Here is a 14,892-nt window from a genome sequence, read left to right on the forward strand (position 1 = left end):
ACCTGTCCCCGAACACCTACGAAGCCCTCTACCCCGCTACGCTCCCGTCAGCGGCGTAATCCACCACCCGTGTCCACGAACCGGGGGTAAGGCCCAAGTGCACGAGCAATACCGACAGCCGCTGACCGATAGGCCGGCGCACAAGCGCAGTACGTGTCCCGGCTGCCATGCGTCAGCCGTACGCCGTCGAGCGTCACCGGCAACGCCTCCGGATGCAGCCGGCTGAACCACGGCGGTGGCGACGCGGTCGGCGTGGCCAGGTCGACGCTCACGCCACCGTCATGCAACAGGTCGAGAACCTGGTCCAGCCAGCCGAACCGATACTCCCCCGGCGACGGTTCGAGACTCGACCAGGAGAAGACGCCGACGGTGACGAGGTTGACGCCGGCCTGACGCATCAGCTCGACGTCCTCCTTCCACACCGACGGATCCCACTGCTCCGGGTTGTAGTCCCCGCCGTACCAGAGTCGCGTCATACCGCTCCCTTCCCGTCTGCCCGACTCATCCTGGCATCACCCCTTGACCGCGCCGATGATGACGCCCTTGGTGAAGTGGCGCTGGATGAACGGGTAGACCAGCAGGACCGGCACGATCGCGATCACCACGATGGCCATCTTGATCGCCAGACCAGGCGCCGGTGCCAATCCAAGGCCGACGCCACTGGCCACTCCGCCGGCGCCGGTGGGCAGTGCCTGCTGTTCGACAATGTAGGTCCGCAGCACCATCTGCAACGGCCACTTGTTGTTGTCGTTCAGGTAGAGCAGCGCGTTGAAGAAAGCGTTCCAGTAGCCGACCGCGTAGAACAGCCCGACCACGGCCACCACCGCCTTCGACAGCGGCATCACGATCCGGCGCAGCATCGCGAACTCTCCCGCTCCGTCGATCCGCGCACTGTCGATCAACTCGGCAGGGATCGCCATGAAGAACGCCCGCATCACGATCAGGTTGAACGCCGACACCGCGGTCGGCAGAATCAGCGACGCGTAGCTGTCGATCAGCCCGAGTGAGTTCACCAGCAGGTAGCTCGGGATGATGCCCGGCCCGAACAGGAACGTCAGCAGGACCACGAACAGCAACGGCCGGTGGAACAACGACCCCGGCCGGGACAGCCCGTAGGCCGCCAGCACGGTGACCCACAGGCTGAACGCAGTACCGATCAACGTGATCAGCACGCTGATCACCAAGGCCCGCGTGACCACGCCACCCGACAGCAGTTGCACGTACGCCGCAATCGTCAGGTCCCGAGGTACGACGACCAGCCCGCCGGCCCGGGTCACTGCTTCGGTGCTGGACAGACTCGTGACGACCACGACGTACATCGGAAACGCGACCGCGAGTGCGATCAGGGCCAGCACCACCGGCTTGCCCACTCGGCCGACTGCGGTCGGCTCTTCCTCCCAGACAGCTCTTGTCGTCATGAGCGCGAATACACCCCCTGCTCGCCCACCATGTGGGCGAATCGGTTGGCCACCAGGACGAGGACGAGCCCGACGACACCCTTGAACAGGCCGGCCGCGGCGCCGTACCCGAAGTCGCCGACGAGCAGACCCTGGTAGTAGACGTACGTGTCGAGCACCTCGGCGGCATCCGCGCCGACCGCGCTGCGCTGCAGGATGAACTGCTCGAAACCGACCGTCAGCGCGTCACCGAGCCGCAGGATGAGCAGCAGCACGATCACCGGCCGCAGTCCCGGCAGCGTGATGTGCCACAGCCGGCGCCAGCGGTTCGCACCATCGGCCGCGGCGGCCTCGTAGAGCGCCGGGTTGATCGTCGACAACGCCGCGAGGAACACGATCATTCCCCAGCCGGCGTCCTTCCAGATCGACTGCGCGGTGACCAGCAGGATGAACGAGTCCGGCCTGGTCATCAGGTCGATGGCCTGGTAGCCGTTGTTCCGCAGCGACTGCGCCAGCAGCCCGCCACCGCCGATCATCTGCTGGAACAGCGACACGACCAGCACCCACGAGAAGAAGTGCGGCAGGTACACGATGCCCTGGATGACGTTGCGGAGCTTGGCCGACAACACGCTGTTCAGCAGCAACGCCAGCGCTATCGGTATCGGGAAGAAGAACACCAACTGGACGACGGTGATCATCAGCGTGTTCGCCGCCGCCTGCCAGAACGCCTGCTCGGAGAACATCCGGCTGAAGTTGTCGAAGCCGATGAACTCACTGCCGCGGATCCCGACGTACGGCGAATAGTCCTGGAACGCGATCACGTTGCCCAGGGTCGGGAAGTAGTGGAACACCCCCAGCAGCACGACCACCGGCAGCACCATCAACAGCAACGGCCAGTCCCGCGCCCACCGATGCCGAGGGCTCGCTCCACTTCGCGGACGCTTCCGGCGCGACGCCGGCGGACGCTTCGCCGCGGCCGGCGCCGCCCTCACAGGATCCTTAACGACCGTTGTCACTGAGCACCTTCGCGTAGAAGTCGCGGCCCTCGTTGCCGCCGTTCGTCTGCCACTGCTTGACTGCGGTCTTCAGCTCGCTGACCGGCTTCCGGCCCCGGAAGATGTCCTGCAGCGCGTCGTCGAACGGCTGGTTGAGCGCCGCCATCTTGGCCGGCTGCTCGACCCGGATCCCGTCGAAGGGGTTCTTCTGCTGGACCTTGGCCGCCGCGTTCTGCCAGGCGCTCATCGACTCGACGTACCCTGGGTACTCGCTCTGGGTGATGGCCGTCGGCCGGCCACCGAGGAAGATGTAGGTCTGTGACACCTCCTTCTGCCCCAGTGGGGTCAGCTTCGGTGCACCGGAAGGCTGTTTGGTGTAGTGCGTGCCTTCCTTCCCGTACATGTAGAGCTGGTTCTCCTCGGTCCCGAACGGCGCCGCCGTGTAGTTGAGGACGCCGAGCAGCTCCTTCACCCGGGCCTCGCCGAGTCCCTTCTTCACGAAGGTGAAGATGCCGGCCGGGTCGCCGCCCCAGGTGATCGGCGTCCCGCCGTCGTGGGCGAACGGCATCACCGGCTGCGGGTTGAACTTGGGGTTGACCGTGGTCTGCCGCTGCAGCGACTCCTGCCAGCCGCCGAGCCCGTTCTGGCGGATCACCAACTTGCCGCCTTCGAACAGCGCGTTCTCGTCCGCCGCGTTGCCAACCACTTCCGGATGCACGTAGCCGGCTTGGAACAGCTTCCGGACGAAAGCCACCGCCTCCTCGAACTCCGGCGTCTCGACCTTGTGCACCAGCTTGCCGTCCGGCTCCTTGCGCCAGCCGGCCGGCGCCCCGAACGCCCGGATCACCTCGTCGGAGACCGAGCCGAACGCCCACCGGTTCGCCTTCGCGTCGGTCAGTTGCTTGCCCAGCGCCAGCAGATCGTCTGCGGTCTTCGGCGGTTCCGCACCGAACTGGTCGAAGATGTCCTTGCGGTACATCATCATCCAGGGGAAGCCGTCCGACGGGAACGGCACCGCCTTGAGCTGGTTGTTCCAGACGCCGTACGCCCAGGCCCTGGTCGGCAGGTTCGCCAGCATCGGGTACACCGACGCCTTGTCGCCGGCCAGGTACGGCGTGAGGTCCTCGAACAGCTTGTCCACGGCCTGACCGAACCGGGTCAGACTGGCGATGTTCCAGCCCGGGATGCAGAGCAGCTCCGGCACGTTGCCGGCCGCAAGGATCGGGCCGAGCTTGTCGCCGTAGTCGTTGCCGTTCAGGATGTTGAACCGGACCGGCGCCCCGATCCGCTCGTTGTTCACGTCGTAGTAGCTGTTGTTGCCGAGCCCGGGCGGCGGCGGGCTCCACAGCGGGGTCATCGCGGAGACCTCCTTGCCGCTGGTGACCGCCTTGTCCGGCACGGCCCGCTTCAGCTCGGCCGGGTAGTTGGTGTAGCCCGGTGCGGCGCCGTTCTCGCCCGGCAGGTCCGGCTTGACCGACTCGTACGCGATGTACTTCGGCAGCAACCCCGACAGCTTGTCCTCGGTCTCGGCCCGGCCCGAGGTCGCCGACCCGGAGTTTCCGTCCGAGCATCCGGTCAGCGTGACGCCACCGGCGGCCGCCGCGGCGCCTGCGCCGAGTAGGGAGATGAACGTCCGGCGGCTGGTCGCGCCGCCCACTGGTCCAGTCACGATGGCTCTCCTGGATTTCTTGGCCTAGAATTAGTTGGGCTGGTAGCCAAACAAATTAACGCAGACGCGAAGGCACGACAAGGTGTAGAACTGACCCAGACCTGGGCCACCGCCTGGACGAGCCGAACGGGAACGGACCTTGACCACACAGACCGCGGACCACACGGACATCCGCGCCACCAACCTGGCCGCCGTGCTGGGTTACCTGCGCCGTCAGGCCCCGTGCTCACGGGCCGCGATCGCGTCGGGGACCGGGCTGAACAAGGCGACCGTGACGAGCATCGTCGGGGATCTGCTCGACCGCCGCCTGGTCCGCGAGACCCAGCAGACGCAGAACCATGTCGGCCGGCCGGCGACCCTGCTCGTCCTGGACGGGTCGGCGTACGCCGCGATCGGTCTGGAGGTGAGCGCGCGCGGTCTGACGGCGCTCGCCTACGACACCGCCGGTGAGCAGGTACTGCGCTGGCACCGCGCCGGGCCTGGTGTCGATGCGGGGGCGGCGAAGACGATCGCTGCTCTGGCGGCGCTGGCTCGGCGCGCCATCACGACCGTGCAGTCGTCGGGTCGCCGGGTGCTGGGGATCACGGTGGGCGTGCCGGGATTGGTGAACCGGGACGGGACCGTCGTCCTGGCGGCCGCGCTCGGTTGGCGGGACGTGGCTCTCCAGGCGGACCTCACCACGGCGCTCGGGCGTCCGGACATCCCGGTGAACGTCGACAACGACGCGTCGCTCGCCGTCCTGGCCGAGCATCTCTACGGCCCGTTGGCCGGCGCGGAGAACCTCATCGAGCTGAACGGCGACACCGGAGTCGGGGCCGGCATCATCGTCGACGGCCGGCCGCTGCGCGGACACCTCGGGTACGTCGGTGAGATCGGTCATCTCCGGCTGGTCCCGGACGGACCGCTCTGCGGCTGCGGACGTCGCGGCTGCCTGGAGGCGCTTGCCAGCCTGCCGGCCATCCTGTCCCGGATCGACGGCGTGACCGATCCTGATCCGCAGATCCAGCTCGAGCACCTCATCCGCCGGGCTGATGCGGGCGAGGCCGCCGTCACCAAGGTCCTCGCCGAGACCGGCACACACCTCGGCCACGGCATCGCCGCCCTCGTCAACATCCTCAACCCGGGATACGTCGTGCTCGGTGGCGCGTACGCCCTGCTGGCCGCCCACCTCTCGCCCGCGATCACCAAGGCGCTGCACGAGTCCGCCATCGCTCCCGACGCCGGCGGCTGCACGATCGTCGCCTCGACCTTCCCCCACACCGCCACTCCCCTGGGCGCCACCGCCCTGGCCCTTGCGCCGCTGACGACCGGCCACCTCCCCAGCCCTTTGTGAACTGCGGAAAGCGTCTACCTGGGTCTTGACCCGTCCGGCCTGGGATGCAACCCTCTGATCACTCCGTCGTAGCAGGGCCGTCACTGGCCGAGACGGATTATTTCGCCCATACCGTCGAAGCGCTTCGATCGATCGCCCGCGGTGAGCGGTCGAAGCGCTTCGACACCAGCCGCAGTGGAGTCGATCGCCGATGAGCACTCCAGTCCCGAACCCACCGTTCCGCGACCCCGCGCGACCGCTGCGGGAACGGCTCGACGATCTGGTCGGCCGGCTCACCACCGGCGAGAAGCTGGCCCTGCTGCACCAGCACCAGGCGCCGGTCCAGCGCCTCGGCCTCGACTACTTCCGGACCGGCACCGAGGCGCTGCACGGTGTCGCCTGGCACGGGCCGGCCACCGTCTTCCCGCAAGCCGTCGGGCTGGCCGCCACCTGGAACCCGGACCTGGTCCGCGCCATCGGCTCCGCGGTCGGCGACGAGGTCCGCGTCTTCCACCAGAAGGACCCGGCCGCGGTCGGCCTGAACGTCTGGGCACCGGTCGTGAACCCGCTCCGCGACCCGCGCTGGGGCCGCAACGAGGAGGGGTACGCCGAGGATCCCTGGCTGACCGGGATCATCGCGACCGCCTATGGCCGCGGGCTGACCGGCGACCATCCCACGCACCTCAAGACCGCCCCGACGCTCAAGCACTTCCTTGCCTACAACAACGAGACCGACCGCTGCACCACCTCGAGCAACCTGCCGCCGCGCGTCCTGCACGACTACGAACTCCCCGCGTTCCGCGCACCGATCGAAGCCGGTGCGGCCGTCGCGGTGATGCCGTCGTACAACCTGGTGAACGGACGGCCCGCTCATCTCAGCCCGCTGATCAACGACGTGCTACGCAAGTGGACCGACCAGGATGTGCTCGTTGTCAGTGATGCGTACGCGCCTGGCAATCTGTACGGACTGCAGCAGTACTCCCCCGACGGTCCGGCCGCGTACGCCGCCGCTCTCAAGGCCGGCGTGGACAGCTTCACCCAGGACGACACCGACGCCGGGCCGTCGATCGAGAAACTCACTGAGGCCATCGACCGCGGTCTCATCACCGTCGACGACCTCGACACCGCGGTCCGGCACGCGCTCGCGATCCGGTTCCGCCTCGGCGAGTTCGACCCGTCGGAGCTCGACCCCTATCGCGCTCTCGAGCCGGATCTGGTCAACTGCCCGGCCCATCGCCAGCTCGCCCAGGAGGCGGCCCGGCAGTCGATCGTGCTGCTCAAACACGAGTGCCAGGTACTCCCCCTCAACGCCTCCGCGATCAACCGCCTCGCCGTCATCGGACCGCTCGCGAACACACTCTCGGAGGACTGGTACGCCGGGACTCTGCCGTACCAGATCACCGCGTACCGCGGTCTCGTCGAACGGCTGGGCGAGGACCGGGTCGAGTACTGCGAGGGCGTCGATCGCATCGCGCTCCGCGTTGCCGGCTCGACGTCGTACCTGACGATCGGGGCGGACGGCGTACTGCGGGCTGACGCCGGTGAGCACAGGTACTTCGATCTGTTCGACTGGGGTGGTGACGCGTGCGCGCTGCGGTCGGTGCGGAACGGGCGGCACCTGACTGCTGCCGACGACGGCTCGTTGGTGGCGGATCAGGCTGGTCCGAACGGGTGGGAGGTGAAGCAGACCTTCCGCCTGGTCGAGACGGGCGACACGGTTCAGGTGCTGCACCTCAACAGCGGCCGCTACCTGCGCGTGGACGACACGGTCGGCCTCAGCGACTCCGGGACGAGTTTCGAACTCGAGGTGGTGATCGACGGCGCCGCGGCGGCGGCTGAGGTTGCGGCGCGTGCGGATACCGCGATCGTTGTGCTCGGCAATCATCCGATGGTCAACGGGCGGGAGACCGAGGACCGTGGCGACCTCGAGCTGCCGACGGCTCAGGACCGGCTCGTCCGGTCCGTGCATGCGGCGAACTCGCGCACGGTGCTCGTGATGACGAGCAGCTATCCGTTCGCGGTCGGTTGGGCGCAGCAGAACCTGCCGGCGCTGCTCTGGTCCGCCCATGGCGGGCAGGAGTACGGTCGCGCGTTGGCCGACGTACTCTTCGGTGACTCCGACCCGTGCGGGCGGCTGACCCAGACGTGGTACCACTCGGCCGCCGATCTTCCCGATCTGCTCGACTACGACATCATCGCGACGGACGCGACGTACCTGTACTACCGCGGCATGCCGCTCTACCCGTTCGGCCACGGCCTCAGCTATACGACCTTCACGTACGGCGACCTGCGCCTCAGCTCCACGTCGATCCCGGCGGACGGCGAAGTCCGCGTCACGTTCACGGTGACCAATACCGGCACTCGGGCGGGCAGTGAAGTCGCCCAGCTCTACACGCATCAGCAGCGTTCGCGGGTCAAGCAACCGCTGCGCCAACTGCGCGGCTTCCACCGACTGTCGCTGCTTCCTGGTGAGAGCACCGACGTCGAGCTGACCATCGCCGCTGCCGACCTCGGCTTCTGGGACGTGACCAGGGACCGGCACTGCGTCGAGTCTGCCCGGCACAGCATCATGGTCGGCCGCTCCAGCACCGACACCCGCCTCGCCGCGACCCTCGACGTCCAAGGCGAACGCATCCCCCCGCGCTCCGTCCTCACGCGGCCGGGAAGCAACGACCTGGCCGCCACCAGTTTCGACGACTACTCCGCCATCACCCTGACCACGGCCACGCCTGACCGGGGCGACGCCGTCCTCTCGCTCGAACCCGGCGCTTGGCTGTCGTTCGACGATGTCGAGCTGGTGCACACGTCATACATGGCGACCGTCGCCAATCGTGGATCCGCGCCGGCAACGATCGAACTCCGCCTGGATGACCCCTTACATGGCGACTTGCTAGACAAGTTGCAGGTCTTACCGTCAGACAAGCTCACATCGCTAGCAAGTCAGCTGACGGCAACCGGCGTACACACCCTCTATATCGTCTTCTCCGCGGCCGATGTCGTGCTGGCAGGGCTGACGGCCGGTCCGGTGTGATCGACTCGACGGCGATAGGCGCCTGGTGGCACTCCGACCTCGCGTTTGAACGCGGACGCGAAGGCGACGTCGGACTGGTAGCCGACCTGCCCCGCGACGGCGGCGATGGTCACCGTTGGATTCCGCATCAGCGACTTGGCCCGTTGTAGCCGCAACGACAGCAGATAACGCATCGGCGACTCACCGACGGTCGCGGTGAAGCGGGCTGCGAACGCCGCCCTGGACAGGCCGACCTTCTGGGACAGGAGTGGCAGTGTCCACTGCTGCGCCAGATCCGCATGAAGGAGTGCGAGGGCGGCGGCGACCTGGGGATCCCGCAGGCCGGCAAGCCAGCCCGACTGCTGCTCGCTCGCGACCTGGTGCCGCAACGCACGGATCAGCAGCGCATCCGACAGACGGGCCATCAGGAGATCGCTGCCTGGACCGGCGTCGAACGCCTCGCCTGTCAGGGCGTCGATGAGCGGAGCAACCCACGGTGGCGGCCGCCCCTGATCACCGGGGACACGGATGATCCGTGGGATCGCGCGCAATGCCGGGTGGTCGGGCTCACCGACCACGAAGGCGCCGCAAACCACGACGGTGTCCACCGACTCTCCCCCGGCGCGCAGCCGGGTGCCGGGCGTGCGCATCGCGAGGTCGTAGCTGGACACGGTGGAACACTCGGCCCCGGTCCGGGCGCGGAGCACATGGAAGTCCCCGTGCGGAAAGATGACCAGGTCTCCGGCTGTCAGTTCGAGAACCGTGCCGTCGTCCAGACCGAGTTCGCACTCGCCGTGAGTGATGAGGTGGACGCCGCGCAGCCCCGGGTGATCGAAACGCACCCGGAACGGCGCCCCGAGCTCCAGCCAGCGGTAGGCCGCGCTCTCGAAGCGCAGTTCACGAAGTATCGAGCTCAGGAGATCCACGGGCGCGCTTCCTGCATCGCCGAGACGAACGATGTGGTTTCGGAGACTATTGCATATGGATCGTCCAGTGAGCGAGTGCCTACCGTCGATACATGACAGACAACGAGACGAAGCACGGTTCAATGCCGGCAGCAGACGAGCCCACAACCACGGTGGTGACCGGGGGAACCGGCGGCATCGGTCGCGCGGTCGCTGTCGCACTGGCCGCGCTGGGCCATCGGGTCATCATCGTCGGGCGGAGTACGACGCGGGCCGAAGCAGTGCTGTCGCAGCTCGAGACGCTCGCACCCGGCCGCGGCCACGAGTTCGTCGCGGCCGACCTGTCGTCGGTTGCCGAGACAGCGGCGGCGACCGACCGGATCGCGGCGACCGTCCGGCGACTCGACTCCCTGGTGTTGTGCGCTGGGGTCCTCTCTGTGGTCACGGAGACCACAGAGGAAGGCTTGGAGCGGACGTTCGTCCTCAACTATCTGTCCCGCTACCTCTTGATCCGCCGGTTGCTCCCCGACCTGACGCAGGCGCCGTCCGGCCGGGTGGTCCTGGTGGCCAACGCCGGGAAGTATCGCGACTCGCTGAACATGGACGACCTGCAACTGCGCGGCGGCGGACGCGGCCTCCAGGTCGCGGGCCGCACTCAGTTCGCGAACGACCTGCTCGCGGTGGAGCTGGCCGAGCAAGTGCGTGACACCAGCGTGGAGGTGACCTGCGTCTACCCGGGCCTGGTTGCCACCGATGTCTTCACCAACGCGCGCGGGGTGTCGCGCGCCGCGAGGTCGGTGGCTCTGACCTTGCAACGCCTCGTCGGCTCATCGCCCACCACTGCCGCGAAGATGCCGGTGTTCTTGGCACAGGATCCCGCGGCGATCGGCACGAACGGCGGTTTCTTCGGACCCAAGGGACGGCGACGGATTCCCCCGCGAGCGTCGCGTCGAGATCGCCGTCACGAGCTGTGGGTCCGCAGCGACAAGCTTGTCCGGCCGTGGCTGACCGAGATCACCGACCAAGCACGTTGACGGTGTAGTCCTCGCAGGTGCCTTCGATCACGCGGGTTTCCACGTGGCCGTCGCGCAGAGTGAGTTCGATTGTTGCGTCTGGCATCTTCGCCAGGGTCGCTTGGCCTTCCGTGGGGGCGAACCAGCGGAGCTCCACGTCGGAGGACCAGTCGTACTCGGGGCGGTCGTCGACCGCGCCGATGGGGATCGCGGCGCCCTCTCGGACCAGGACCGGGAGGGTGTCGAAGCCGTGGGTCTGGTGGACCCAGCGTGGGCCGATGAACTGGTCGCCGCTGAGCAGATCGTTCCAGGTGCCCGCGGGAAGGTAGAAGGAGACCTCGCCGGTGGAGCTCATCACGGGTGCGACCAGGAGGTCGGGGCCCAGCATGTACTGCCGATCCAGATAGGCAACGGCCGGATCGTCGGGGAACTCCAGGACCATCGGCCGCATCATCGGCACTCCGTCGCGATGCGCCTCGGCCGCGGCCGTCATCAAGTACGGCATCAGCGACATCTTCAGCTTGGTGAACTTCCGCAGTACGTCGACCGCCTCCTCGTCGAACGCCCACGGCACCCGGTACGACGACGAGCCGTGCAGCCGCGAGTGCGACGACAGCAGCCCGAACGGCACCCACCGCTTGAAGATCGCCGGATCGGGTGTGCCCTCGAACCCGCCGATGTCGTGACTCCAGTAGCCGAACCCGGACGCCGCCAGCGACAACCCACCCCGCAACGACTCCGCCATCGCCTCGAACGTCGACTCGCAGTCGCCGCCCCAGTGCACCGGGAACTGTTGCCCACCGGCCGTCGCCGAGCGCGCGTACAGAACGGCCTCGCCCTCGCCGCGGTTCACCTCGAGCAGACCGAAGACGGCCTCGTTGTAGAGGTGCGCATAGTAGTTGTGCATCCGCTCAGGATCCGAGCCGTCGTACCAGGCGACATCGGTCGGGATGCGCTCACCGAAGTCGGTCTTGAAGCAGTCGACGCCCAGGTCGATCAGCGTCTGCAGCTTGGAGCGGTACCACGCGGTGGCATCCGGGTTGGTGAAGTCGACAATCGCCATACCGGCCTGCCACATGTCCCATTGCCAGACCGAGCCGTCCGGACGCTTCAGCAGGTAGCCGAGCCGACGGCCCTCCTCGAAGAGGATCGAGCGCTGGGCGATGTACGGGTTGATCCACAGGCTGATCCGGAGACCGCGGTCCTTCAGCCGGCGCAGCATCCCGGCCGGGTCCGGGAACGCGACCGGGTCCCAGACGAAGTCGCACCAGTGGAACTGCCGCATCCAGAAGCAGTCGAAGTGAAAGACGCTCAACGGCAGGTCGCGCTCGGCCATTCCGTCGACGAACGCGCTCGTCGTTTCCTCGCTGTAGTCGGTGGTGAACGACGTCGACAGCCAGAGGCCCATCGACCACGCGGGGACGCGGGCGGGCCGACCGGTGAGGGCGGTGTAGCGGCGGAGCACGTCCTTCGGGGTCGGCCCGGCGAAGACGTAGTACGAGAGCTCCTCGCCCTCGACGCTGAACTGGTTGCGTGAGGTGACCTCGGCGCCGAGCTCGAAGGACACATTGGCCGGCGTGTCGACCAGGACGCCGTACCCCTTGCTACTCAGGTAGAACGGCACGTTCTTGTAGGCCTGCTCACTGGACGTGCCGCCGTCGGCATTCCAGATGTCGACAATCTGACCGTTCTTCACCAGCGGGCCGAACCGCTCGCCGAGGCCGTAGATTGTCTCGCCGACACCGAGCGCGAGCTGCTCGTGCAGGTAGTGCCGGCCGTCCTGGTCGGTGATCAGCCCGATGCTCCGCGCACCCGAGTTCGTCAGCGGCCGCCCGTCCTGCTCGAACCGGACATCCCACGGACCGTCCAGGCCGACGATCACGCTCAACTCCCCCGACGTCAGCCGAGCCTCGGTCGGACCGACCTCCACCTTCACCGGATGCTCGTCGTCGGTGTTCAGCCGGTACGACGGACGCGCGGGCAGCCCGCCGAGATGGTGCGCGATCCGGACGCCGATCACCCCGCGGGCGGGTGACGAGAAGGTGACCGTGAACACCGGCTGGTTGAGGGTGTCCCCGCGCCGCTCGATCCGCTTGGCCGGCGCGAACACGGTGAGCTCCCGCTCCCCCGCCTCCACGCTCTCGACCTCGGCCGGTCGCAGCCGCGCCAGCCCGGCCCGAAGCTGCCAATAACCGTCGGTGAACTTCATCAGGAACGGCCTCTCTCGAACGGATGTCGAAGCGCTTCGACGGAGCTTACCCGGCAGCGACTGCTCGCAGTGTGGAAACCCGTGGCTGGTGAGACAGCCTCCGGGTGAGGATGGGCGGATGGAACTCTCGATCGTGCTCGCGTTCGTGGTCGCCGTGTTCTTCGTGAGTATCGTGCCCGGCCCGGACATGCTGTTCATCGTCGCGAACGCGGCCGTCGGCGGACGACGGGCCGGAGTGGTCGCGGCGGCCGGGATGTCCACCGGGCTGGCGGTGCACACGGTGGCGGCATCGCTCGGCCTCGGGGCGCTGATCCAGGCTGCGCCCCAGGTGCTGAACGGCGTACGCATCGCCGGAGCCGCGTTCCTGCTGTATCTGGCGTATCTGACCTGGCGGGCGAGCCGCCAGGAGGTCAGCGAGACCGACGACGCGCTCGAGTTGCCAAAGCGGACGCTGCGGAAGACGTACGTGATGGCGACGCTGACGAACCTCGCCAACCCGAAGGTCATCCTGTTCTACCTGGCGTTCGTGCCGCAGTTCCTCACCACCGGCGCGGGCAGCTGGCCGGTCACCGTCCAGTTCCTGGTCCTCGGCGCGGTCTTCATCGCCGTCGGCTTCCCGGTCGACGCCTCCGCCGGCCTGCTGGCCGGCAGCCTCGCCACCACCCTGTTCCGGGCCGGCAGCAAGGTCCGCCGCCGCCTCGAACGCATCTGCGCCGGCATCTTCACCGCCCTGGCCGCTCGCCTCGCCGCCGACATCCACTGACGTCTGGTGCAGGCGGGGGGTGTGGGGTCAAGCTGGTGGGGAGCAGTCACCGACTGATGGAGGCGATCCGATGAAGGCGGCGGCGGGTGACACAGTGATCGTCGAGGGCACTCACGTGAGTGCGCACCGGCGGCAAGGCGAGATCGTCGAGGTCCACGATCCGAACGGTGCTCCGCCGTATCTGGTGCACTGGACCGACACCGACAGCGAGTCCCTCTTCTTCCCCGGGCCGGACGCGCGCATCATCCACTCCGAGTGAGCTGGCGCAACGTTCGGTGCCACGGGTTGGCGCGAAGCTGAGGATTGAGGAGCGCGGCCGCGACGCAGTACTTGCTGACCTGAATCGGGCGCACCTGCAGCTCGCGTAGCACCAGGTCGGCCGCTCCGGCGCGCCCTGCTGTCTTGCTCTCCACCAGTACGGCGGCTGGCAGCACGTCGACCGACGCCCGGCCGTCGAAGAACCGCAGGTCGATGTCGCACGTCATCCGGTTGTGCTCGACGCGATCCACCAAGGTGCTCCGCCGGTACGTGGTGGTCAGCGCGGGCTGCAGCCGATCCACGATCCCGACGCCGTACGCCATCCGCAACTGCTCGGCGAGGAACTCCCAGGCCGGCTCGGTCAGCCGGGCCCGGTCCGCGAGCGAGTACGGCATCCGCGACTTGACCGTCTCGGACCGGTTGCCCTTCAGCTTCACCTCGAAGCTGCACTCCCCGCTGTCGAGGTACGACCGCGTCCGCACCTTGTACCGGTACCGCCGCCGCTGGACGTGCTGCCGGTACAGCCCGAGCGACGGCGTGTCGAAGTACACCGACTCGTACCGGAAACTCCGCTGCCCGTCGATCTCCAGTACGGCGAACCGGTCGCGCAACCGGGTCACCAACTCGACGAACGTCGCGATCGGCACCAGGTACTTGCGATCCACCCGCGTCTGCAACTCCGCCTCCGCGAGCACCTCGTCGAGGGTGATCGGCGGCAACTGAGCCAGCGCGCCGGTCATCGCCGCCAGCAGCCGGCGGCTCATGACGCGAACCGCTCGAGCCGGCGGACGGCGTCGACCGTGTGCGGACCGGCGGCACGGACCCGGTAGCGGACGTCGACGACCGTGGTGTCGGTGACCAGGTCCAGGTCGAGGACGACGAAGTACCGGATGTCGGCCCGGAGTAGTCGCTCCAGCGCGGGCCCGATCTCGTGGACGTCCGGGTAGGCCTGGTCGAGGATGACCTTCTGGCGGCGCGACCGGAGCGTGAGCCGCGGGTGATCGACGACGTACATCAGTGCGACCAGCAGGAAGCTCAGCGCGGGTGCGAGCCAGAACGGTCCGGGGTGCAGACCGTTGACCAGCCCCATCGCGAGCGAGATGAAGTAGTACGCGACCTCTTCCTGGGTGATCGAGTCCGAGCGCAGCCGGATGATCGAGAGGATGCCGAACAGGCCGAGCCCGAGTCCCATCCCGGCGCCGCTGCCGGCCAGCATCGCGGTGACCGCGAGCACGCCGACGTTGAGCGCGACGTACGCGAGCAGCAGGTCACGGCGATGGTAGCGGCGGAAGTAGGTGCCGTAGGCAAGCAGGGCGATCGCGAGCAGATCGGCGGGGATGGCGACTCCCAGACCGGACATG

Annotated in this window: 13 protein-coding genes; 5 read left to right on the forward strand and 8 right to left on the reverse strand. The window is 67.9% G+C overall.

The window, feature by feature from the left end:
* Positions 1-47: 47 nt before the first annotated feature.
* The 4 genes from ACGFIF_RS36135 to ACGFIF_RS36150 form a co-directional block, all read right to left on the reverse strand.
* Positions 48-476, reverse strand: coding sequence for a beta-galactosidase (locus ACGFIF_RS36135; protein ID WP_393160770.1), 429 nt, complete (start codon positions 474-476; stop codon positions 48-50).
* A 36-nt stretch (positions 477-512) separates the two neighbouring features.
* The gene (locus tag ACGFIF_RS36140) at positions 513-1,418 is read right to left on the reverse strand and encodes a carbohydrate ABC transporter permease (protein WP_393160772.1); all 906 of its coding nucleotides are present in this window, start codon (positions 1,416-1,418) and stop codon (positions 513-515) included.
* Positions 1,415-2,278 carry an ABC transporter permease gene (locus ACGFIF_RS36145; RefSeq protein WP_393161420.1) on the reverse strand — a complete coding sequence of 288 codons (864 nt, stop codon included), beginning with the start codon at positions 2,276-2,278 and terminating at the stop codon, positions 1,415-1,417. The genes ACGFIF_RS36140 and ACGFIF_RS36145 overlap by 4 nt, the downstream gene beginning before the upstream one ends.
* A 118-nt stretch (positions 2,279-2,396) precedes the next feature.
* Positions 2,397-4,061 carry an ABC transporter substrate-binding protein gene (locus ACGFIF_RS36150; protein WP_393160774.1) on the reverse strand — a complete coding sequence of 555 codons (1,665 nt, stop codon included), beginning with the start codon at positions 4,059-4,061 and terminating at the stop codon, positions 2,397-2,399.
* Between the two features lie 139 nt (positions 4,062-4,200).
* On the opposite strand from ACGFIF_RS36150, the gene ACGFIF_RS36155 reads away from it, so the two are divergent.
* Both ACGFIF_RS36155 and ACGFIF_RS36160 read left to right on the forward strand, forming a co-directional pair.
* The gene (locus tag ACGFIF_RS36155) at positions 4,201-5,394 is read left to right on the forward strand and encodes an ROK family protein (RefSeq protein ID WP_393160776.1); all 1,194 of its coding nucleotides are present in this window, start codon (positions 4,201-4,203) and stop codon (positions 5,392-5,394) included.
* A 190-nt stretch (positions 5,395-5,584) separates the two neighbouring features.
* Positions 5,585-8,404, forward strand: coding sequence for a glycoside hydrolase family 3 C-terminal domain-containing protein (locus ACGFIF_RS36160; RefSeq protein ID WP_393160778.1), 2,820 nt, complete (start codon positions 5,585-5,587; stop codon positions 8,402-8,404).
* Here ACGFIF_RS36160 and ACGFIF_RS36165 read toward each other — a convergent pair.
* Positions 8,344-9,309: an AraC family transcriptional regulator gene (locus tag ACGFIF_RS36165; RefSeq protein WP_393160780.1), complete on the reverse strand. Its 966-nt coding sequence runs from the start codon at positions 9,307-9,309 to the stop codon at positions 8,344-8,346. The genes ACGFIF_RS36160 and ACGFIF_RS36165 overlap by 61 nt on opposite strands.
* Positions 9,310-9,401: 92 nt before the next feature.
* On the opposite strand from ACGFIF_RS36165, the gene ACGFIF_RS36170 reads away from it, so the two are divergent.
* Positions 9,402-10,322 (forward strand): SDR family NAD(P)-dependent oxidoreductase, encoded by a 921-nt coding sequence (locus tag ACGFIF_RS36170; RefSeq protein ID WP_393160782.1) that lies wholly within the window; start codon positions 9,402-9,404, stop codon positions 10,320-10,322.
* Here ACGFIF_RS36170 and yicI read toward each other — a convergent pair.
* On the reverse strand, positions 10,303-12,510 hold the full coding sequence (gene yicI / locus ACGFIF_RS36175; RefSeq protein WP_393160784.1) for an alpha-xylosidase: 2,208 nt from the start codon (positions 12,508-12,510) through the stop codon (positions 10,303-10,305). The genes ACGFIF_RS36170 and yicI overlap by 20 nt on opposite strands.
* A 118-nt stretch (positions 12,511-12,628) precedes the next feature.
* Between yicI and ACGFIF_RS36180 the strand changes: the two genes are divergently transcribed.
* Positions 12,629-13,273 carry a LysE family translocator gene (locus ACGFIF_RS36180; protein WP_393160786.1) on the forward strand — a complete coding sequence of 215 codons (645 nt, stop codon included), beginning with the start codon at positions 12,629-12,631 and terminating at the stop codon, positions 13,271-13,273.
* Between the two features lie 70 nt (positions 13,274-13,343).
* On the forward strand, positions 13,344-13,532 hold the full coding sequence (locus ACGFIF_RS36185) for a DUF1918 domain-containing protein (RefSeq protein WP_393160788.1): 189 nt from the start codon (positions 13,344-13,346) through the stop codon (positions 13,530-13,532).
* Here ACGFIF_RS36185 and ACGFIF_RS36190 read toward each other — a convergent pair.
* Both ACGFIF_RS36190 and ACGFIF_RS36195 read right to left on the reverse strand, forming a co-directional pair.
* Complete coding sequence (locus ACGFIF_RS36190) at positions 13,516-14,295, reverse strand: polyphosphate polymerase domain-containing protein (protein WP_393160790.1); 780 nt, start codon at positions 14,293-14,295, stop codon at positions 13,516-13,518. The genes ACGFIF_RS36185 and ACGFIF_RS36190 overlap by 17 nt on opposite strands.
* Positions 14,292-14,891: a DUF4956 domain-containing protein gene (locus ACGFIF_RS36195; protein ID WP_393160792.1), complete on the reverse strand. Its 600-nt coding sequence runs from the start codon at positions 14,889-14,891 to the stop codon at positions 14,292-14,294. Before ACGFIF_RS36195 ends, ACGFIF_RS36190 begins: the two co-directional genes overlap by 4 nt.
* Position 14,892: the final 1 nt, after the last annotated feature.

This window comes from Kribbella sp. NPDC049174, assembly GCF_043197365.1.
Lineage (GTDB): Bacteria > Actinomycetota > Actinomycetes > Propionibacteriales > Kribbellaceae > Kribbella.

Excerpts from the sequence above, each read along its gene's own strand:
- yicI (WP_393160784.1), bottom strand. The coding sequence starts at position 12,510 with ATGAAGTTCACCGACGGTTATTGGCAGCTTCGGGCCGGGCTGGCGCGG.
- ACGFIF_RS36185 (WP_393160788.1), top strand. The coding sequence starts at position 13,344 with ATGAAGGCGGCGGCGGGTGACACAGTGATCGTCGAGGGCACTCACGTG.
- ACGFIF_RS36195 (WP_393160792.1), bottom strand. The coding sequence starts at position 14,891 with ATGTCCGGTCTGGGAGTCGCCATCCCCGCCGATCTGCTCGCGATCGCC.
- ACGFIF_RS36135 (WP_393160770.1), bottom strand. The coding sequence starts at position 476 with ATGACGCGACTCTGGTACGGCGGGGACTACAACCCGGAGCAGTGGGAT.
- ACGFIF_RS36180 (WP_393160786.1), top strand. The coding sequence starts at position 12,629 with ATGGAACTCTCGATCGTGCTCGCGTTCGTGGTCGCCGTGTTCTTCGTG.
- ACGFIF_RS36145 (WP_393161420.1), bottom strand. The coding sequence starts at position 2,278 with ATGGTGCTGCCGGTGGTCGTGCTGCTGGGGGTGTTCCACTACTTCCCG.
- ACGFIF_RS36190 (WP_393160790.1), bottom strand. The coding sequence starts at position 14,295 with ATGAGCCGCCGGCTGCTGGCGGCGATGACCGGCGCGCTGGCTCAGTTG.
- ACGFIF_RS36160 (WP_393160778.1), top strand. The coding sequence starts at position 5,585 with ATGAGCACTCCAGTCCCGAACCCACCGTTCCGCGACCCCGCGCGACCG.
- ACGFIF_RS36140 (WP_393160772.1), bottom strand. The coding sequence starts at position 1,418 with ATGACGACAAGAGCTGTCTGGGAGGAAGAGCCGACCGCAGTCGGCCGA.
- ACGFIF_RS36170 (WP_393160782.1), top strand. The coding sequence starts at position 9,402 with ATGACAGACAACGAGACGAAGCACGGTTCAATGCCGGCAGCAGACGAG.